The sequence below is a fragment of the Mycolicibacterium sp. 624 genome (assembly GCF_040548615.1).
Taxonomy (GTDB): domain Bacteria; phylum Actinomycetota; class Actinomycetes; order Mycobacteriales; family Mycobacteriaceae; genus Mycobacterium.
Genome location: NZ_JBEPRZ010000002.1, coordinates 1,103,961 through 1,123,289, shown reverse-complemented (window position 1 = coordinate 1,123,289; position 19,329 = coordinate 1,103,961). Strand labels below are relative to the sequence as shown.

The window sequence follows — 19,329 nt, the reverse complement described above, 5'->3', positions numbered from 1 at the left end:
GCGTGTCCGGCGAACCTTTGTACTCTCGGGTTGGGATTGTGTCGTTATCGAAGGGAACTGCCCGTGAATCTGCCCGTGTTGGGGCCATTGCCGCTGTCGGGCTTCACGCACATCTGGTTCTTTCTGTTCCTGTTCGTGGTCGCCGGTCTGGTCTTTCTGTACTTCTGGATTCAGCGCAGCAGGAAGGCCCGCCTCGCGCGGTTCGCCGACAGCGAGATGATCGGAAGTGTCGCCCCCAAGCCGCAGAGTCGGTGGCACCATCTACCCCCGGCACTGGTTGCCGTCGCCCTCGTGATGTTCACCATCGCGATGGCGGGCCCGGCGCTGGACCGCAAGATTCCCCGCAACCGCGCCGTGGTGATGCTGGTGATGGACGTGTCGACCTCGATGGACGCCACCGACGTCTCGCCGAGCCGGATGAAGGCCGCGCAGGAGGCCGCCAAGAAGTTCGCCGACGAACTGACGCCAGGGGTGAACCTCGGCCTGATCTCGTTCGCCGCCAACCCCACCATGCTCAGCTCGCCGACCACCAACCACGAGGCGACCAAGGTCGCCATCGACAAGATGCAGGTCGCCGAGCGCACCGCCACCGGCGAGGCGATCTTCGCTGCGCTGCAGGCGATCTCGACCGTCGGTGCCGTCATCGGAGGTGGTGACGAGCCGCCCCCCGCCCGCATCGTGCTGTTCTCCGACGGCAAGGAGACCAGCCCGGGAAACCCCGACAATCCGCGAGGCGCGTTCACTGCCGCGCGCGCGGCCAAGGATCAGGGCATCCCCATTTCGACCATCGCGTTCGGAACTCCGGACGGCACCGTGAAGGTCGACAATGCCGATGTACCGGTGCCGGTCGACGACACCACGATGAAGCAGGTCGCGCAGCTGTCCGGCGGTACCTCCTACCTGGCGCAGGACGCACCGCAGCTCGACCAGATCTACAAGACCCTGCAGGACCAGATCGGTTACGAAACCGTCCGCGGGGACGCCAGCACGGGCTGGCTTCGGCTGGGAGCGTTGGTGCTCGCGATTGCGGCCATCTCGGCTCTGGTGATCAATCGCAGGTTGCCCCTGTAGATCCCGTCGGTTTCGTCCCTCGAACGGTGTGGTATCAGGGTTCGGTGATCACGAAGCGCAGCAGCTCTGATGTCCACGATCCGATGACCGAGGTCGCCGCAACGGCGGGTCTGTTGCTCATGTTCGTGTCGGTCATCGGTGCCGTCTTGGGTCTCGCAGTGTTCAGCGGCGGGGCGATAGTTCTCGCCACGGTCGTCCTCGTGACGGCCCTGTCGAGCTTCATCGCCAGCCTGGCCTGCTTCGTGTTCGACGCTCGGCGTCTCGAGCGCGCCGAGGTGACGCTGCCCTTCCCGAGCATGTTGCGGCGCTAGTCTCGGCAATATCGGCGCGCCAACAAACCGGCTGGGTTTCCCCAGTACGGTTGACGCATGCGCCGTGTGATCGCCGGGCTGTGTGTCGCCGCTCTGGCGTTAACGGCCGCCTGTAGCCGCGACGGGCCCCCGAACTCGCTGTTCGACACCGCTGGCTACCACGTCGCCGGCGACACGGTGTACTACCTGAACGCGTTTCCGGGCAAGGCTTTTCAGATCGACGGTGCCGACGTCGCAACTTTTGAGGTGTTTGACAGCACCTACGCCCGCGACCAGTCGACCGTCTACGTCGACGGTGGCGTCCTTGCGGGCGCTGACGCGGAGACGTTCGAACTGATCGGCCGCCCGCAGATGGCCAGGGACGCCGCACACGTCTACGTGCGTGACCGCGTTCTCAGCGATGATCCGGTGAACTTCGAATTCCTGCCAGACGGAATGTCGCGCGACGGCGCATCGGTGTATTGGACCGATGGCAGCGTGCTGTCTGAGGACCCGCAGAACTTCGAGGTCATCGCCGATGACGACGACTACCTGTTCAGCAGGGACACACGTAACGTGCACGTCAACGGCACCCCAATCGTGGGTGCCGATCCCGCCACCTTCCGCGTGCTGCGGGGCGCCCACTCAAGCGACGGTGAGCGGGTCTACTTCTACACCGACGCCGTACCGGAGGCCGACGTCGCGACGTTCCGTGTCCTCGATGGGCCATATGCGATCGACGACCGACATGTCTACTGGATGGGCGAGCCCATCGACGGTGCCGCCCCGGCGAGCTTCCGGGTGCTCAACGTCGACTTCGAGTGTTCGGCCGACGCGACCCGGGCGTACTACCGGGACGATCCCATCGTCGGCGCCGAGCCGGCGTCGTTCCCCGTCGGTCGCGAGGTCATCGGCTGTTCGGCGGCGTCGATCTCGTTTGCGCCGTAGCCATCCGGTGGCCTCGCATCACCGGACGGTGCCAAACTCGACGTGAAGCGCGGTGGGGCCTGAGATTCCGAAGACCGGTTTCCACGGCGCCGTCGCGGTCCGCCGGATAGCGGGCATCCGCTGGGCCATCACTCGCAGTGCCTCGGCGAGCGCGGTGCGGCCCGGGTCCGGTGTCGACGGTGGGAACACACGGGTGATGTCGAGCCGTCCGGGATCGGCATACGCATCGGGATCACGGTGGGCAGCAGCGATGTTCACCGTCACCACGGTGTCGGCGGGAATGTGGATACCGTCGACGTCGACGTCCTCGGTGGCCACCCGCAGCACACTGAACACGACCGGTGAGTGCCGCATCGTCTCCTCGACAGCCTGCGGAGCGAGGTCGGCGTTCTCGGCGAGCAGCGCCCACAGCTCAGGTTGGTCGCACAGCGCCTCGACCGATGCGGCCAACTGACTGCGCATCCTGTTCGCCTCCGACGTCAACAGCGTTGCGACCAGACGCCGCAACTCATCCGTCGTCAGGCCGTCGTGGTCGATGTCGGCGACGATGAGGTCAGACAGCAGATCGTCACTGAGGTGGGCGCACCGCTGCGCGACCATCACATCGACGTAGTGGTACAGCGCCTCCATATCGGTCACGTCATCAGCCCAGCGGGCGAGGCGATCCCAGTCCGCGCGCTTCACTCCGAGCGCAGCGCAGACCGCGTGCGCCGCGTAGGGGGCCGCCACGTCGGCGACGACGTCGCACCGGCCGGTGTCGGCGAGCGGATCGACGAGGCGGCCGACGATATCGGACACTGCGGCGCGGAGGCGGTCCGCGGCGTGCGGTGTGAAGGTCTTGTCGAGGATGGCGCGCAGTCGCGGGTGGGGCACGCTCAGACCGGTCGGCGCCCGGAAGCGTGGATCGGCCAGCGCGCTGTGGACGACCTCGTGGTCGATCAGCTCGAGACCGAACGGGCCCCTGGCGATCGGGGCCCGCCGGCGTGCGTCGGCGATGCGTCGGTGCGCGACCTCCGGGTCGGTGGCGCCGAGGTAGTCGAGCGTGGGGAGGTCGAGGGAAGTGGTCATCTCCATTTCTTCTTACCGCTGGTCGGGGCGGGTTGTCCGCTCCACGTGGTGTGACGTTGCGCTGGGGAGGCGTGGTGTTGACCACACCCGCAGGACACAATCGGGAGCGTGCCGAATCGAATTCAGTCCCTGCTGGGCGTGCAGTACCGTTCCTTACAAACGAGCAGCAGTGAGTGTTGCTCGGTTGCGACCCGAACGGTGTTGGCCGCTGGCGGCGGGTGTTCTCCGGTGGACCGGCGCGCATCGTGTGCGTGGCGGTGGGCCGGAACTGCCGTGCCTGCCAACGTGGTTCGGTTGATGTTCGGGCCTGTCCGGTGGTGTGCCCGCAACGGTCCTCTGTCCGTTGCGGGGTCCTGCCGGCCGTCGCCTGATCGCCTGTCCGAGGCCACGTCTGCCGATCGCGGTCGCCGCACCGTGGTGGCCGGTGACCGGTTCGGAAGTCTGTTGTTGAAGCGGTTTGGCCCAATGCTGAGCACCCCATCGGCTGGTGTAGGCCGGATCCACGCCGATGATCGCGATGCGACGCCTGGCCGCCATGGACGTGAGGCGGGTCCGGAATCTCGCGGTGGGCATTCCGGCCACGGTGCGCCGGAACCGTTTGCCACGCTTGCCTCGACCCATGGTCTCGCGTCCGGTGGTGCGGGCATCGGAGAAGTCGAGGTTCTCGATGACTATCGCCGAGCAGTTAGTGACCTGGGCGTGATCGAGCAGCGCGGTGATTGCTGCGCGGACCCGCCCGTCGCGCCGCGACGCGCGTAGTCCGGCAGTGTCGACGGGGATCGTGATCGGTTTTCCGACAGGGTTGCCTGATCCGTCGAGCACGCAGACCGCTAGGTGATCGGCGTTCAGATCGACACCCAATACCGGGCCACAGCGCAGATCCTCGATCGCCGGTGCGGGTGTGGCTGTGTCCTTTTTCCAGGACGCGTCCAGATACCAACGGCCCTTCGCCGGGTCATGGCTGATGTCGTAGCGCACCGAACGCCGGGCAGCCACCCGCTGGGCCCACTGTTCGCGGCGGTGGTTGAACACCAGCGGTACCGCAATGTCGAGATGGCTGCCGTACCGGGCGGCCAGTGCGGCGGGAACCTTGATCCGCAACCTGCCCATCGAATCGACCCGGATGGTCTCATTGCCACCCGGTTTGCCCGATTCCCCGTCAACGGTCAAGAACATTCGCGCCGCGTCCCAGCGGGCACGCCACTTCTGTTTGGTCATTCCCGCCTCGTCGAGATGGTGGCGGTTGCGCCACAACCGCTTCCCTCCCACCACGAGCGAGGGCCGACCAGCCTCCAGTGCCTCCTGCGCGCCCGCCAGGCGCGCCCGCAGCCCTGCCAGCCGCCGAGACTTGGCGAACCGCTCACCGGCCGTGCGGTAACCACGCTGACCGCCGTCCCGCTCACCGGGCCGCAGGGCGCACCGATGCTCCAGTACCTCCACCGCGGAGCCCAAATCGGTTACATGCGCACTCAAGCCCCGCATGCCTAACTGGTACTGGTCCTCGACTGCCCGGGTGACCGCCCCCGCCCACCGCGACGACGACAAAGTGGTCACCGCCTGTTTACGCTGTGCCCGCCACCGCGCATGCTCAGTTTGGCTCAAACGGCCCAACTCGACCCGTGCGGCTAACTCCGCCCGGTACACCGATCCCAGAAACGATCCGATCGCCGTCAGCGCTGCGATCTCAGCGTCGGTCAGGTGAAGGCGGGTCCGCACCCGCACCCCCGCCGGTGCGGCCGCCACCACCGGATCGCCGATCCGGCGTAGCGCGCGACGTTGCCCCATGAACATCATCCTGACCGGCGGCACCGACAAACCCGACCGGTGCGACATCACGCTGGCACGACCCCGAGCCCTGACTGCCCGATTTTGTGCCGACCGATGCCTAGAACCGGGCGCAGAATGCGGTCAGCACCGCCACCATGTCGCTCACCACATCGTGGGTCACCTCACCGTCCGCGGGCGGTATGTGCGACGCGCGTTCGGCCGCGGCCGCGCTGGTCCTGGGAGCTGAGGGCGTGCAGATGGGCACGCGGATGCTGGCGAGCCTGGAATCCGCGGTGCACAACAACTTCAAGAGCGCGATCGTGGCTGCCGACGACGCGGGCACCATCCTCCTGGACCTGCCAGGGAATCCGACGATGCGGGTGCTGCACACGGGTCTGGCCGCCAGGGTGTTCGCCGATGGGCCTAGCACGTCGCTACTTGGCGCGGTCACCGATCTGTACTTCGAGGGTGACCTCGAGGCCAGCGTCGCCAACACCGGTCAGGTGTCGTCGCGGATCGTCGATCTGCTGCCGGTCTCGGAGATCGTCAAGCGCACCTGGGCCGAGATCGAGGACGCCCTGGACTCGGCGCGGGCCCGGATGGGCTGAGGAATCAGTCGGTCGACCGCTGCCACAGGCAGTCGCCGCTCATCTCGATGGTCAGTAGCCGTGGGATCACCTCGAGTGCCAGCGGGCGGCCGGGTTCGCCCTCGTCGACTCGCGCCTGCCCGTCGACCTTTCCGTAGGTGACCGACACCTGTTCGGCGCGGCAACGGCTGTCGGGGTCCAGGGGAGTGGCGGTCCACCGGCCCGGCTCCAGCGCGGGGTTCTGCCGGGCGCCGCCGTGCAGCGTCAGTGCCGGTCCGTAGCTCACCCAGCGGTCACTCGACGGGTAGGGCGTGGTGACGGTCTGCCACTGATCGCCCGCGCACACCAGTGGTGCCTTCTCGCCGGGCAGCCACGTCATCGCGCCGTCGGCCGCGGCGGCGCAGGGCGTGCCGGATCGTGGTTCGGTGGGGGCAGCGGGATCCGCTGGATCAGCGAGGGCGGCAGGCGCCGATGCGGTCAGTGTGACCGCGATGAAACCGATTGCCGCCCAACGCCACATCAGACACCCCGCTAGATCTTGCTGAGATCGGTCTTCATCAGCATGACGTTGTACTCCGACCACAGCGACATGTTCCAGTACAGCTCCGTCCCGGTGCCCTGCGTCGACGGCGACCACGGGTGCATCATCGGCGCGTAGATGCCGCCGGGCTGCTGCTGCATCAGAACCTTCGCCGAGGACCAGGTGCCCTGTGGCGTGTCCGAGGTCCGAATCACGATGTTGTTGAACTGATCCGCGTGCATCACGACGTACTTGCCCAGTTGCTTGTTGTACTGGACCGACATCTCGCTGACCTGATTGCCGGGTTTGGCGACACCGCAGGCACCCTTGTCCTGACCGAACACGGCAGTGGCGGCCGCCGGGTTGCGATACCAGCCGGCCTTCGTGGCGCCAAAGCCGAAGAAGCCTGCGCTGCCCTTGCTGTAGTACTCGTACTTGGACACGTCGAGGATGTCCTGCTCCAGGACCCGCGAGACATACGCGGCGCCCTGACGCCCGTTCGGCGTGCCGTAGGCGTAGACGTAGCCGTCTCCCGGACGGACCAACGCGGCCTGCTGGAACTTCGCATTACCGCTGTACGGATCATTCATGCGCACCGAAGTTGGTGCGATGTACCAGTTCTCGCCATTGTCGGTGGAGTAGGCCATGGCCGAGTAGTTGGTGGTCCACTGGCCCGCGGAACCCCACTGCTTGACCGACATGAAACTCAGGTACTGCGTGGCGCCGAACTCGGTGCCCGGCGTCGGTACCGATATGCCCGCCGTCGGGATCAGCGTCACGCCGGCCGGCAGGCCCGCGGGCAGCCGCTCGGGCAGGATGATCTGACGTGCGTAGGTCGGCTCCCACAGCGGCGAGCCGCCGAACATGTTGCCGTTGAACCATTCACCGTTGGGGATGCTCAGGCCGTCGGCGAGGTTCAGGTCCGAGCTGCGGAACAGCGTGTTCAGCCGCCAGGTGCCCGTCATATTGGGTCCGCCGAACGTGTCACCGAAGGCGATGAGCACCTGGTGTTCGTTGATGGGCGTCGTCGGATCGTCGGCGATGCCGTTGTCCCACATCACTCCGACGTCGGTGCCCCAGATGCCGTAGCGCTGGAACGTGTTGTTGGGCTGGAAGTTTCCGGTCACCCAGTCGACGAAGCTCGTCGACGGGCTGAACTGCTGTCCGGGGACCGGGGTGCCAGGACGTGGCGGTACCGGCGCCACGGCGGCGGTGGCGAACGGGTCGGCCATGGGGAGGCTGGTGGTCTGCGCCGACACCGCCGGGGTCCCGGGTGCGTGTCCCGTCGCCGCGGCGACGAAGTTGTCGATCTCGCGCCGGGCGAAGGCGAGCAACGCCCACCCGATGGGCGCCTGCGCCGGCGCGGTGGGTGTGGTGCCTGCGACCGGTCCCAGTACCCAGTTCACGACGGTGGACACCAGGTTGTGGACGATGTCGAGCGGATTCTGCGGCGGGGTGGGTGCGGGCTGCTCGGCCGTCATGGTGCGCGCCGCCGTGGCGACGGGCGTCGCCGTCTGCTCGGTGTCCGCCTGTTCCGTCGCGGCAGTCGCTGATGCGACGGTGTCGATCGTGGCGGCCGCCGTCTTGGCTGCGGCAGTCTTGGCAGCAGCGGTCTTGATGGCGATGGTCTTGGCGGCCGCGAGGGGGTCGGTCTTCGGCGCTGCCTTGGGTGCGGCAGTCGCGGGTGAGGCGGTGGCCGAATCGTTCTTGGGTGCCGACGGGGTGGGCTTCGCGGCCGGCACCGGTGCCGTTTCCTGCGCCGGTTCCTCCTCGACGGGCACCTCGGGCTCGATCTTTGGGTCGGGCGCCGTCTTCGGTTCGGGCGCCGTCTTCGGGTCGGGCGCCGTCTTCGGTTCGGGCTCGGCCTCGGGGTCCTTGGTGCTGGTGCTCTTGGTGCTCGACGACCCGGTGTTGGTCTGTGCGCTCACCTGTCCGGACGCGGCGGGGCCGGGGGTCCTGTCGTCGGGATCCGAGGCCTTCGGGTCCTTGGGATTCGAGTCCTTGCCGTCCGAGGCCGCAGGCGTCGAGTCCTTGGGCGTGGTGTCCTTGGCCGTCGACTGGCTGGCGGTCGAGTCGCTTGGCGAGGCTGCCGCGGAGTCCGACGCGGATGACGTGGAGCTGGCGCTGCCGTCGTCGGCCAGCGCCGTGCCATGCCCCGCGATGAGGGCCGTTCCGACGCCCAACGCGACGGCTAACCCGCCCACCCGGCCGATGTACGTTGCGGCACCCATGGCAGTCCTATCGCTCGACCAGCAAACCCTTCCCCGTCATCAGCGATTGAAGCGCAGTTGACGCGGGGGCAGGGGCAATCGCACCGATTGCCCCAGCTTTCACTCCCGTTATCTGTCGTCGCAAAGGTCGCGGGTGTTACTGATCGAGCTTTTGGAGTGCCTCATCGTAGAGAGCGATGGCCTCGCCCAGGCCGTCGTTGACCCAGGCGTCGACGATGCCCACCCGGTCGGCGACCAGCTGGACCTGGGTGACCCAGGTCTGGAAGTCGTGGTCGGCCCGCAATGCCTCGAGCTGCTCACGGCTGCCCTGGATCAGGAAGAATCCGCCCAGTTCAGCGCTTTGCGGACGCAGGATCGCGGTGTCGAAGCGCTCGATGCGCTCCGATGTTCGCAGACCCTCGAGATACCCCGTCGTGGTCTCCTTGAGGAGATCCAGTGCCTGGCGCTCGCGCCCGGTACTCGGAAGACCCCACACCACCCAGAACCCAGCCTCAGCCACGACGTCCTCCTTCGCGACGAACATATCGGCGTCGAGCCCGGTATTCGGTGAGGCGTGCCGCGCGGCGCCTCAGGCGTCGACGAAGCGCTCTCGGTAGGCGCGCAGCCTGTTCGCCACCTCATCGGGGTCGAGACCCAGATCGGAGGGCTCGTAGATGACACCGCCGTGCCTGCCGCGCGGATGGTCGTCGCGGAATTGGGTCATCGCCGAGCGGGCGCGATCGTCGTATGGCTGGCCGGCCAGGTCATAGATCGCGGTGACGATGCCCTCCTCGTCGGCCATGAAGTCCTCGAACCGCACATCGATCGACTGTGCGGCGGGCAGCACGTCGCGATCGCGAAGGCAGCCGTTGAGCAGGTCGTCGGCGCGGTCGAGCCAGTACCGCGCGGTGCGCTCAGGCTGGGGACGATCACTGGCCATCCGCTGCGCGTAGCTGATCATGGTCGACATCGACATCGTGACCTCGACGGGATCCCGGTGGGTCACCACGAACGTCGCGTCCGGGAAGGTCGCGAACAGAATGGGAAACTGCTCGAGGTGCTGCGGAGACTTCAGCACCCACCGCTGCCCACCCCGAAGCCACTGCATGGCCTGCAGCGACCGCTTGACGTAGGCATACGACGCGCTCTGATCGTGCGACTTGTAGTGCGCGGCGTAGTCGGGCAGGTAGTGCATGGTCTCGAACAACATGCCTGAGATGTCGTTGCCCAGGAGCTGGATCTCCTCATGCGCGTGGTCGACAGTCATCTCGTGCATCCGTTTGAACTCGGGCATGGACCCCTCGATGATGTCGAGCCCGGCCGCACACCGGTCCCGGCGCGGCTGCTCGTCGACATCGTCGGGGCCGGGGAACGGCTCGAGGCTCTCCCAGTAAGGCATGTACCGGATCGCGGGATCGGAGGCAATGAGGTTGTGCAGGTGGGTCGTTCCGGTTCGGGGGAGTCCGCAGATGATGATGGGACGCTCGATCGCGACATCCTCGATCTCGGGATGCGCCGCGACGAGTGCCTCCAGCCGAAGTCGGTTGACCAGGTGGCCCACCAGTTGCTCGAACGCCATCGCCGTACCCACACCCGAGAGCCCGGCGTGATCGCGCAGCGAACCGCACAGGATCTCGAGCCGCTCACGGAACGCCGGATCGCCCCACTCGTTCAGGCCGGTGCGCTCGGTTGCCGTCTGCAGCAACGACTCCGGTGCCAGGGTCAGCGCCGCCCCGTAGGCGGCGAGGCCGTCACGCATCGGCAGTGACGCCTCAGGGAAGACCGGCTTGGCCAGATCTGTCAGCCTGACAGCGGCAGGGCGTACGGCGGTCATGACGCGACGTCGGCGATGTTGACGACACGACAGACCGGCCGTGCCGGGGTCTGCTCGGGCAGGAACCAGCGCAGCCAGATCAGCCCTTTGGACCGCCCCGCGGTCGACACCCAGTTCGGGTGTCCGGGGTCGCGTTCGCTGATCACGACCCGCCAGGAGCCGTCAGGCTCGTAGGTCACCTCCGTGCCGTTGATGGTGACGCGCTCACGGGAGAAGTCGTAGGTGTGCAGGAAGGGATTCCACAGGCACAGGTTCCAGAACACGCACTCCGGAGACGTGCCGTCGACGATCAGTGCCTCGTCGTGACCCAACTCGTAGGCGCCCATGGCGTACGCGGCGTCGCCGGCCGCCCAGCCGTACGTGACGGTGGGCACGGGGTAAGGCTCGTGAATCTCGTTGGCCGGCTCCACCTTCGTGGGGATGAACGCGAGTTGCGCGGCAAGCCACGTCCGCGCGGCCTTCAAGCGCCGTGCCATGTCGGCGCGGTCCTCGGTGCGGCGTTGGGGCGCGTCGAGGGCCTCGATGGTCCACACCGGGCGCCGATCGGTCTCGCGGGAGGACACATAGTCACGAGTCAGTGCGAACACCGAGTCGGGTTCCAACGTGATTCCCGGCCCGTCCGCATGTGTCGGGCTCATGATGAACTCGAAGTTCCCGTCGGCGTCGAACTCCATGGCGTGGTCATTGACGGTGCCGACGATCCGCTCGCTGTAGCGGCCATCATCGGGCCCGCCGTAGACCGTCATCGACAGGTACGCGGCGTCGCCGCGGTTTCCTCGCACGCGATAGGTGCGGGCAGGGTCCAGTGGCGAGAGTTGATAGAAGGCATCGGAGTTGTCACCGCCCCACTTGAGGAACGGCCCGATGACGTCGACAAGACGCGGACGGTCCTTGTCGTTCCACACGAACGCGTCGGTTGCCACCCGGAGCAGGCTGAAAGCGAGGCGGTAGCCGTCGAGGAGGTCTGCTTCGGGCAACGGCGGGTAGGCCGCCAGCAGCTTCTTCTCGACCTCTCGAACCTCATCCAGAAGGCCCGAGAAGGCCTCTGACAGTTCGGTTCCGGCCTGCTGGTCAGTGGTCACGGACTCTCCTCGCCTCTCATCTCCGCCCCCTGCATCACCAGGGCACAGAGTCTTTCGACGACGTCGTCTACGTCATCGCAGTGCTGAACTTGCATGGTGTAGAACGACGTGCCGATGAGCAGGTCGTAGAGCATCTTGATGTCGACGTCGGGTCGTACCGTGCCCTGCTCGATACCGGCGCCGACCAACTCGGCGAACTTGTGCTGCGTCTGTTCATCGAGGAGTTTCTGGGTGCGGATGAAAAGCGCCGGGTCGCTGTGACGGTCGGCGAGGATGCCCATCGTGGCGCTGGCGACTATCGGCTCACGCCAGAACTCGCACACGCCGTGCACGAAGCGCCGAAGGTCGGTGTCGAAGTCACCCGAGCCCCCCAGCACGTCGGCGTTATCGGCCCAGCCGAACACCGCGTCGAACACGACGTGGGCCTTCGACGGCCAACGCCGGTAGACGGTGGGGCGGCTGACGTCCGCCTCGCGGGCGATCGACTCGATCGATATCTGGTCGTAGCCATTGGTGCTCAACAGCTTTCGGGCAGCCGTCAGGATCGCCCTCTGCGTGCGGGGATCGCGAGGTCTACCCCGCGCCGGTTCCGCCGTCATAAGCCATAGCGTTACATGCCGTAACGTAAAGTGTCAACGGAATCACCGCAGTGACTTTTCACCGCAATGACACGGTGACCTCGCCTCCGCGGGGATCGACACCATCGAGAATGCTTGAGGGCACCCGGAACACCCGTCCCGGCGAGGCCGGCCAGGGCAGCGTCCGCCGCCCGACGACCCGGCCGTCCTGACGCGCGACCACCCGTGGCACGCGCACCAGGGTGTCGGTCCAGGTCAGCAGCCGATGGCGCGGTGGAGGGCCGTCACCCGGACAGATGATGCCGGGCGAGATCCACCGCAGCGGCGCGTCGACCCGAAGCCGCACACCGTCCGCGGGCCCACGGGAACCGCGCAGGTAGTCGCGGACGGGCCCGGCGACGTGCCGTCCGTCGAGTGCCGCGATATCGGCGGTGTCGACCGGGTGCAGTAGGTTGCCGACCGCGAAGACGCCTGGTCGGCTGGTCCGCATCGCGGGATCGGTCAGGGGGCCAAGGGTTCCCGTATCCATATCCAGCCCGGCGCTGCGGGCGAGCTCATGGTCGGGAATCCAGTCCCCCGTCAGTACCAGGGTGTCGCACTCGACTATGCGACGCTGCCCGGTGTCGATGTTCTCCACCTCGACGGCGGCCAACGTGGGCTTGCCGATGATGCGTGTCACCCGCGTGCGGGTGGCGACGTGGGCGCCGAGCAACGGGGTTCGGCCGGCGACGTTGAACACGGCGTAGGACTCCGGTGACGGATACGGCGTCGTCATCAGGACCGTCTCGCAGCCGACGTGCTTGAGCGTGAGAACCGCGGAGTAGCTGACCAGCTCGGCTCCGACCACCACGGCGCGTCTTCCGACCGTGCGGTGTTGCAGGTGGACGAGGTTCTGCAGGTGTCCGGTGGTGTAGACACCCGCACACCGATCGCCCGGGATCATGCGTGCGGGTCGCGGCCGCTCACGCGCGCCGGTGGCGAGGATGACGGCACGCGCGTCGATGCGCCGACGACCCTCGGGTGCCGTGACCTCCAACGACGTGTCGCCGTTCCAGCCTGTGACCATCGATCTGGTGTGGATGTCGACACCGGCGGCCACAGCCCTCTCGACAAGGCGGCGGGCATAGGTCGGTCCGGAGATGAACGTCCTCATGTCGCGCATGCCATAGCCCGGGTGGTCGCTGTGGCGGGGGATGCCCCCGGCGGCCGACTCCCGTTCCAGGACGGTGACGTTCAGATCTCCGGCGGACGCGAGTTCCGCGGCGGCCGTCAGGCCCGCGGGACCACCGCCGACAATGGCGACGTCCGTGGTGATGACGTTCATCGGTGCACCCCCTGCACGAGCTCGATCGCGTCGAGGTAGGTCTGGACCTCCGCGCCGCAGAAGAAGCCCTGGCATCGGCCGTTCATCACGCGGGTGCGCCGGCGCAGACCGTCGAGGCCCGCCGGCGGGATGGTCGAGCAGCACGCGTCGCGCAGTTCGCCCGCGGTGACGCGTTCGCAGAAGCACACGATGGTCCCGTACTCGGGATCCTCGGCGATGCGTTCGGTGTCCTCGTACGGCCGGGTGAAGGCCTCGCCGAGGTTGGGCATCCGAGGCGGTGGTGGCAGGGATTTCCTCGCGACGAGGGTGACACCGGCGTCGCGGACCATGTCGCGAACGTGCTCGGCGATCGCCATACCGGCTGTCAGACCCGTCGAGCGGATACCGCCGACGAGTAGATAGCGTTGTGCGACATCGGTTTCGATCAGGTAGTCGCCGTGGTCGATGGCCGCGCGCAGCCCCGCGTAGGTGGCGGTGACCTCCTCGTCGAGCAGGCGCGGCATCAGGGCCCGACCCTTCTCCAGCAGGAAGTCGAGCCCGGCCTCCGAGGTTCCCGTCGCCGAGCGATCCTGCAGATCCTCCGATGTGGGGCCGAGCATGACGTTGCCGTAGATGGTGGGGCTCACCAGCACACCCTTACCGCGTGCGCTCGGCACGGGCAGCACGATCTTGTTCACCAGAGGTCGCGCGAGCTTGTCGTACACGATGAGTTCGCCGCGGCGCGGGGTCACCGTGAACCGGGCGTGGCCGAACAGGGCGTCGATGACATCGGCACCCAGGCCCGCGGCGTTGATAACCCACCGCGCGGTGACCTCGCCCGCATTGGTGTGCAGCGTGGTCGTGTCGGCGTCGGTGTCGACGCGCTCCACCCGATGGTTCCTCAGCAGCGTCGTGCCGCGGTTGACCGCGTCAGTGGCCAGGGCCAGGTTGACCGTCCAGGTGCAGATGATCGACTCATCGGGCACGGTGAGACCGCCCAGGACGCCCTTGCCGAGATCGGGCACCTGCGCGTAAACCGCGGCGGCGTCGATGATCTCGCATTCGGCGTAGCCGTTGTCCTGCGCCTTCTGCTGCAGTGACGGCAGCGCGTCGAGCTGTTCGGCGTCCCATGCGACGAGGACGGCACCTGTGCGTTCGACGGGGATCCCGGTGTGTCGTGCGTACTCGGACAGCAGTCGATAGCCGCGGCTGACCATCGCCGACTCCAGCGTGCCTGGTTTGGCGTCGAAGCCGGTGTGCAGGATCGCGGTGTTGGCCTTGCTGGTGCCGTCTCCGACGTCGTCACGCGCCTCGAGAAGTGCGACCGACAGGTCGTGGCCGCTCAGTTCGCGGGCGATCGCCGATCCGACGATGCCCGCGCCGATGACGGCAACGTCATAGGGGGTTGTCACGATTTCCTTTCAAATGCGACGTCCGTCCCGGACGCGTATGTGGTGTCGGCCAGTTCGCGCCAGGCCGAACGGAATTCGGCTGCGCGGGTGGCGGACCACGTGGGTTCGTAGCTGGACGCGGGCGTCCAGTCCGGTACGACACCGCGGATGCCCTTGGCCGGATTCAGGCTGAGGTCGGCCAGCGCGGCGGCGCCGAGGGCTGTCGCGTGGGGTGACGGGTAGACGTCGACGGGCACCTGCAGGACGTCGGCGACGGCCTGCATCAGCACCCTGGACTGGGTGAGTCCGCCGTCGGCGCGGAGTCGGTTGAGCTGGGTGGTGGTGTCGGCCTGGATCGCCGAGACCAGCTCGCCGATCTGCGCCGCGATGCCCTGCAGCAGGGCCAGCGCCAGGTGCCCACGGTCGGTGGACAGTGTCATCCCGGAGATCGTTGCCGTCGCACTGGATTCCCACCACGGCGCTGCCAGACCCGCGAGGGCCGGCACACACAACACACCCTTGGCGTCGGACGCGGCGACGACGTCGAGTTCCTCGGCGCCGCTGATGACGCCCAGGCTGGCCAGCCAGCGCACGGCCGAGGCCGCGGTGTACACCTGGCCGTCGACGCAGAACGTGTCCTGGCCCGCGATCCGCCAGGCCACCGACGTGGTCAGCCCGGACCGGGACCGCACGGCCGTCGATCCGGTATTGGCCAGCAGGAACGCGCCGGTGCCGAAGGTGCACTTGGCCATTCCGGCCTCGAAGCAGGACTCGGCGAGCAGCGCGGCCTGCTGATCGACGACCAGGCCACCGACGGGCACCTCGGCACCGAAGGCCGATGTCGTGCCGATGAGGACGTCGTTGGCGACGATGTCGGGCATGACCTCGTCCTCGAGGCCGAAGAGCGCCAGCAGTTCCCGGCTCCACCCGGTCGCACCGAGATCGGTCACCAGCGATCGGCTGGCGGTGGTGGCGTCCGTGACGAACTCACCCGTGAGCTGGTGCAGTAGCCAGGTGTCGGACGTGGTGACCACGCCCGCGGTCTCGACGTTGCGGCGCAGCCACGCCATTTTGGGCGCCGAGAAGTACGGGTCGAGAACCAGTCCGGTGCGGGCCGCGAATTCCTCGGCGTGTTCGGCCATCTCGGTGCACAGAGCCTCGGCGCGGCGGTCCTGCCACACGATGGCCTGCGTCAGCGGTTGCCCGGTGGCGCGGTCCCACGCCAGGACGGTCTCGCCCTGGTTGGCCAGTGACACCGCATCGATCCGACGGCCCGCGCGGGCCACGGCGTCGCGGCCAGCGGTCAGGACGGAGTCGAGCAGCTCAGCCGGGTCCTGTTCGACTCCACCGCCTTCGAGGTAGCGCGGGTGGACCGGCACCTCGGCCACGCCGCAGACCCCGTGTTCGGGGTCCACGACGATGGCCTTGGTGCCGGATGTGCCCTGATCGATGGCCAGCACGGTCATGGGGTGGGAGCTTTCCCGTCGGTCTCCGCAACCTGGTCGAGTTCGGCGTCGATGGACGTCATCGCCGGCATCCGCAGCCCGTCACGACCGCGGGTCGCCAGCAGGTAGGCCAGATAGCACGCACCGATGGAGACCATGATCGCCACGTAGATCCACGCGTCCCGGAACGAGGCGTCACGGAACAACGAGAGTTCGAACACCAGCCAGACCACCGCGACGACGATGATCGGCAGCTCCCAGCGGCCGAGGTTGAATCCCGCGCTGGTCGGCAGCTTGCGCCGCTTGGCGATGTAGAGCGTGACGGTGATGGTGTAGATGATCGCCGGCAGCAGCGTGGCCGCACCGAACAACTTGAACAGCGCATCGGTGCTGGTGGAGAACAGGCCGAGGATGACAAGGGCGATCAGCGTCATCACGATGGTCGCGGTGAGCGGCGTCTTGGTGCGCGGCGAGACCTTGTGCAGCGCTTGCCAACCGGGGAACCGTTGGTCGCGGGACATGGCCCAGACCAGCCGGACACCGGTCAGCAGGATCACCAGACCGCAGGCGAAGATCGCGATGGACACCAGAACCAGCAGGGCGGTGCCGACAAACGAGCCGAGCACGTCCTGAATGACGTCGGCGACGGGCGTGCCCGACTGGGCGAGCGCGATGGGATCGTTCACGGCTGCGGTGACCGCCAGCAGGAACAGGAAGCCCAGCACGCCGGATGCCAGCACGGCCTGCCACATAGCGCGCGGCACCACGATCTCGGGACGCTTGGTCTCCTCGGCGAGGTTGGCCGCGGACTCGAAGCCCACGATGGTGAAGGCGCCCAACAGGAATGCGAGCATCCACGGGCCTGCCGCGGTCGCCTCGCCGAAGCTCCAGTAGTTCTCGGTGGGGACTGCGCCTGTCGAGAAGAGGTTGTCGACACTGAGCTTGCGGGCGATCACGCCGACGATGAGCAGCAGCGCGACGAGTGCCACCATGCCGATGAGCTCGGCGGTGACCGCGAAGTTGTTGACCCGCTCGGTCCACTTGGTGGACAGCCCGATCAGCAGCGCCTGCAGCACGATGACGCCGGCCGTGATGAGGAACGCGGTGGCCGGTGTGCCCTCGAAGGAGAACAGAGCGGGCAGCACCGTGGAGGCGACGGTGTAGTCGACGGCGCTCACCACGATGGCCAGGAAGGTGAACGAGATCCAGCCGGTGATCCAGCCCAGGACCGGGTTGGCCAGCCGCGACACCCACTGGTAGGCGTAGCCGGTGACGGGGATGCGTGCCGCGAGTGCGCCCAGCAGCAGTGCGACCGCCAGCTGGCCGATGACCACGATCGGCCAGGTCCAGATGCCCATCGGGCCCGACGTGTTGAGCACGCTGCCGTAGGTGGTGAAGATGCCCGTCGCGATCGACACGAACGCGAACGCGACGGCGAACGATGCGAACCGGCCGGTGGATCGCTCGAGGGTCTCGGTGTAGCCGAATTGAGAGACGGACGGCGCGGCGCCCGATGTGGAATCAGGTTTCATGGATCGTGCTTTCTGACTGGTGTTGACTGTGCGAGTTCGCTGGGCATATCGGCGCTTCCGGTCACGCTGACAGGACGACACCTCCCGCTTCCTGTACGGCCGCTGCAACGGCCGCGGAACTGCTGACTTCGGTGATGACGCCGCTGATCGAACCCAGATCGCACACGCGGTGCGGGGCGATGCGGTCGAGCTTTGACGAATCGGCCAGCACGTAGGTGGTGGCGCTGTTGGCGATGATGATGTGCCGCACGGCGACCTCGTCGAGGTGGTAGTCGGTGAGGCCGGCATCGGCGTCAACCCCACCGGATCCGATGAACGCGATATCGGCGTAGATATCGGAGAACAGCGCTGCCGCATGGGCGTTCGCACAGGCGAGATCCCCGGCCCGCACCCTTCCGCCGGAGACCAGGACATCGACGCCGGGCCGCCCGGCGAGTTCGATCGCGACCCGCAGTGACGGGGTTGCGACGGTGCCGCGGAATGAGGCCGGGATGGCGCGGGCCACCTCCACCGCCGTGGTTCCGATGTCGATGATGACGGTCTGGCCCGGTTCGATCAGCCCGGCCGCGACGCGGGCGAGATCGGTTTTGGCCTGATGGCGGGTCAGGGTGCGTTCGGAGAACGACGCCTCCTCGCCGCTGCGGCGTCTCAGCACGGTCGCCGCGCCGCCGTGCACTCGCCTGATCGCGCCGCGTTCCTCGAGTAGCGCGAGATCACGGCGCACGGTCTCGGCCGACACCCCGAGCCGGGTGACCAGCTCATCGGTGCTCACTGTCTGAGCACCGTTGACCAGGTCGACGATGGCGTCGTGCCGGGCTGCTGGGAGCACTCGCGTGCCTCTCTGTGTGGATTAATGACCGTTTATGACTGCCATTGTGTGACAGCGACCACCCTTCGTCAAATGGGAGGGCTCGGTACCGTCATTCGCGTGTCACCGACGAAGCCCCCCGTGGACCTGCGGGCGCCGCTGCGCGATCTGCCCGACAGCGGCTACGTCTACTCGACGGCGTGGAAGCTGCTGACCAGCGATATCGACAGCCACCTCAACGCCCGGCTCGACGGCGTGGCGCGCTACATCCAGGAGGTGGGCGCCGAACACCTCGCCGATGCGGGCGCCGCCGAGGCCCACCCGCACTGGATCGTGCAGCGCACGGTCATCGACGTCATCGCACCGATCGGCCTGCCCAGCGATATCACGTTCCGCCGCTGGTGTTCGGCACTGTCCCCGCGCTGGTGCACGATGCGCGTGCGCCTCGACGGCTCCGACGGCGGCCGCATCGAGACCGAGGGGTTCTGGATCCTCATGAACAAGGACACCCTGACGCCATCGCGGGTCAGCGATGAGGTCTTCGACCTGTTCGCCAGCACCACCGACGTGCACCGGCTGCAGTGGCGCCCCTGGTTGCCGGGGGCCGTGCCCGACGACGCCCAGACAACCCCGTTTCCGTTGCGCTACACCGATATCGACCTCTTCGAACACGTCACCAATGCCGCGTACTGGCATGGCGTTCACGAAGTGCTCGCCCGCGAGCCCGACCTGGCGACCACGCCCTACCGCGCCGTCGTGGAGTACCGCAAGCCGATCAAACTCGACGAGACGGTCGTCATCGCGCACGAGCGTCGCGGTGACGCGCTGCACATGTGGTTCCTCGCGAGCGGGGTCGTGAAGGCGGCCGCGCTGGTGTGCAGGCTGTAGACGACAC

Annotated in this window: 17 protein-coding genes and 1 pseudogene; 5 read left to right on the top strand and 13 right to left on the bottom strand. The window is 67.4% G+C overall.

Annotated elements, in window-relative coordinates; all coding sequences use genetic code 11:
- The first annotated feature begins 63 nt into the window (after positions 1-63).
- Genes ABIA65_RS12485 through ABIA65_RS12475 form a run of 3 tightly spaced genes read left to right on the top strand, consistent with a single transcriptional unit; the run spans position 64 to position 2,309 of the window.
- Entirely contained in the window at positions 64-1,071 is a 1,008-nt protein-coding gene (locus ABIA65_RS12485) for a VWA domain-containing protein (RefSeq protein WP_354523684.1), read from the top strand.
- 44 nt (positions 1,072-1,115) lie between these two features.
- On the top strand, positions 1,116-1,382 hold the full coding sequence (locus tag ABIA65_RS12480; protein ID WP_354523683.1) for a hypothetical protein: 267 nt from the start codon (positions 1,116-1,118) through the stop codon (positions 1,380-1,382).
- Positions 1,383-1,439: 57 nt separating this feature from the next.
- A complete protein-coding gene (locus ABIA65_RS12475; protein WP_241403024.1) occupies positions 1,440-2,309 on the top strand; it encodes a DKNYY domain-containing protein in 870 nt (289 codons plus the stop codon).
- Between the two features lie 18 nt (positions 2,310-2,327).
- On the opposite strand, the gene ABIA65_RS12470 is transcribed toward ABIA65_RS12475, so the two are convergent.
- Both ABIA65_RS12470 and ABIA65_RS12465 read right to left on the bottom strand, forming a co-directional pair.
- Entirely contained in the window at positions 2,328-3,377 is a 1,050-nt protein-coding gene (locus tag ABIA65_RS12470; protein WP_354523681.1) for a cytochrome P450, read from the bottom strand.
- A 153-nt stretch (positions 3,378-3,530) separates the two neighbouring features.
- Positions 3,531-5,162 carry a hypothetical protein gene (locus ABIA65_RS12465; RefSeq protein WP_354523680.1) on the bottom strand — a complete coding sequence of 544 codons (1,632 nt, stop codon included), beginning with the start codon at positions 5,160-5,162 and terminating at the stop codon, positions 3,531-3,533.
- A gap of 173 nt (positions 5,163-5,335) precedes the next feature.
- Here ABIA65_RS12465 and ABIA65_RS12460 point away from each other — a divergent pair.
- A pseudogene (locus tag ABIA65_RS12460) lies at positions 5,336-5,752 on the top strand (NAD(P)H-dependent flavin oxidoreductase); the annotation flags it as partial.
- A 4-nt stretch (positions 5,753-5,756) separates the two neighbouring features.
- On the opposite strand, the gene ABIA65_RS12455 reads toward ABIA65_RS12460, so the two are convergent.
- The 11 genes from ABIA65_RS12455 to ABIA65_RS12405 all read right to left on the bottom strand — a co-directional run bounded on the left by ABIA65_RS12455 (position 5,757) and on the right by ABIA65_RS12405 (position 18,455).
- The gene (locus tag ABIA65_RS12455) at positions 5,757-6,251 is read right to left on the bottom strand and encodes a hypothetical protein (protein ID WP_241403028.1); all 495 of its coding nucleotides are present in this window, start codon (positions 6,249-6,251) and stop codon (positions 5,757-5,759) included.
- A gap of 11 nt (positions 6,252-6,262) precedes the next feature.
- The gene (locus ABIA65_RS12450; protein ID WP_354523679.1) at positions 6,263-8,482 is read right to left on the bottom strand and encodes a glycoside hydrolase family 183 protein; all 2,220 of its coding nucleotides are present in this window, start codon (positions 8,480-8,482) and stop codon (positions 6,263-6,265) included.
- 136 nt (positions 8,483-8,618) lie between these two features.
- Positions 8,619-8,981, bottom strand: coding sequence for a hypothetical protein (locus tag ABIA65_RS12445; protein WP_241403030.1), 363 nt, complete (start codon positions 8,979-8,981; stop codon positions 8,619-8,621).
- Between the two features lie 69 nt (positions 8,982-9,050).
- Positions 9,051-10,295 carry a sulfotransferase family protein gene (locus tag ABIA65_RS12440; protein WP_354523678.1) on the bottom strand — a complete coding sequence of 415 codons (1,245 nt, stop codon included), beginning with the start codon at positions 10,293-10,295 and terminating at the stop codon, positions 9,051-9,053.
- On the bottom strand, positions 10,292-11,377 hold the full coding sequence (locus tag ABIA65_RS12435; protein WP_354523677.1) for a DUF1214 domain-containing protein: 1,086 nt from the start codon (positions 11,375-11,377) through the stop codon (positions 10,292-10,294). The genes ABIA65_RS12440 and ABIA65_RS12435 overlap by 4 nt, the downstream gene beginning before the upstream one ends.
- A complete protein-coding gene (locus ABIA65_RS12430) occupies positions 11,374-11,976 on the bottom strand; it encodes a TetR/AcrR family transcriptional regulator (RefSeq protein WP_354523676.1) in 603 nt (200 codons plus the stop codon). The genes ABIA65_RS12435 and ABIA65_RS12430 overlap by 4 nt, the downstream gene beginning before the upstream one ends.
- 58 nt (positions 11,977-12,034) lie before the next feature.
- The gene (locus tag ABIA65_RS12425; protein ID WP_354523675.1) at positions 12,035-13,279 is read right to left on the bottom strand and encodes an NAD(P)/FAD-dependent oxidoreductase; all 1,245 of its coding nucleotides are present in this window, start codon (positions 13,277-13,279) and stop codon (positions 12,035-12,037) included.
- A complete protein-coding gene (locus ABIA65_RS12420; RefSeq protein WP_354523674.1) occupies positions 13,276-14,670 on the bottom strand; it encodes an NAD(P)/FAD-dependent oxidoreductase in 1,395 nt (464 codons plus the stop codon). Before ABIA65_RS12420 ends, ABIA65_RS12425 begins: the two co-directional genes overlap by 4 nt.
- Positions 14,667-16,115: an FGGY family carbohydrate kinase gene (locus ABIA65_RS12415; RefSeq protein WP_241403037.1), complete on the bottom strand. Its 1,449-nt coding sequence runs from the start codon at positions 16,113-16,115 to the stop codon at positions 14,667-14,669. The genes ABIA65_RS12420 and ABIA65_RS12415 overlap by 4 nt, the downstream gene beginning before the upstream one ends.
- On the bottom strand, positions 16,112-17,626 hold the full coding sequence (locus tag ABIA65_RS12410; RefSeq protein ID WP_354523673.1) for an amino acid permease: 1,515 nt from the start codon (positions 17,624-17,626) through the stop codon (positions 16,112-16,114). Before ABIA65_RS12410 ends, ABIA65_RS12415 begins: the two co-directional genes overlap by 4 nt.
- Positions 17,627-17,687: 61 nt before the next feature.
- On the bottom strand, positions 17,688-18,455 hold the full coding sequence (locus ABIA65_RS12405; RefSeq protein WP_241403039.1) for a DeoR/GlpR family DNA-binding transcription regulator: 768 nt from the start codon (positions 18,453-18,455) through the stop codon (positions 17,688-17,690).
- Between the two features lie 99 nt (positions 18,456-18,554).
- On the opposite strand from ABIA65_RS12405, the gene ABIA65_RS12400 reads away from it, so the two are divergent.
- Positions 18,555-19,322, top strand: coding sequence for an acyl-[acyl-carrier-protein] thioesterase (locus ABIA65_RS12400; RefSeq protein ID WP_241403040.1), 768 nt, complete (start codon positions 18,555-18,557; stop codon positions 19,320-19,322).
- Positions 19,323-19,329: the final 7 nt, after the last annotated feature.

Bases quoted from the DNA above. Each gene is read 5' to 3' on its own strand.
- ABIA65_RS12475 (WP_241403024.1), top strand. From the start codon at position 1,440: ATGCGCCGTGTGATCGCCGGGCTGTGTGTCGCCGCTCTGGCGTTAACG.
- ABIA65_RS12470 (WP_354523681.1), bottom strand. From the start codon at position 3,377: ATGACCACTTCCCTCGACCTCCCCACGCTCGACTACCTCGGCGCCACC.
- ABIA65_RS12465 (WP_354523680.1), bottom strand. From the start codon at position 5,162: ATGGGGCAACGTCGCGCGCTACGCCGGATCGGCGATCCGGTGGTGGCG.
- ABIA65_RS12455 (WP_241403028.1), bottom strand. From the start codon at position 6,251: ATGTGGCGTTGGGCGGCAATCGGTTTCATCGCGGTCACACTGACCGCA.
- ABIA65_RS12450 (WP_354523679.1), bottom strand. From the start codon at position 8,482: ATGGGTGCCGCAACGTACATCGGCCGGGTGGGCGGGTTAGCCGTCGCG.
- ABIA65_RS12440 (WP_354523678.1), bottom strand. From the start codon at position 10,295: ATGACCGCCGTACGCCCTGCCGCTGTCAGGCTGACAGATCTGGCCAAG.
- ABIA65_RS12430 (WP_354523676.1), bottom strand. From the start codon at position 11,976: ATGACGGCGGAACCGGCGCGGGGTAGACCTCGCGATCCCCGCACGCAG.
- ABIA65_RS12425 (WP_354523675.1), bottom strand. From the start codon at position 13,279: ATGAACGTCATCACCACGGACGTCGCCATTGTCGGCGGTGGTCCCGCG.
- ABIA65_RS12415 (WP_241403037.1), bottom strand. From the start codon at position 16,115: ATGACCGTGCTGGCCATCGATCAGGGCACATCCGGCACCAAGGCCATC.
- ABIA65_RS12410 (WP_354523673.1), bottom strand. From the start codon at position 17,626: ATGAAACCTGATTCCACATCGGGCGCCGCGCCGTCCGTCTCTCAATTC.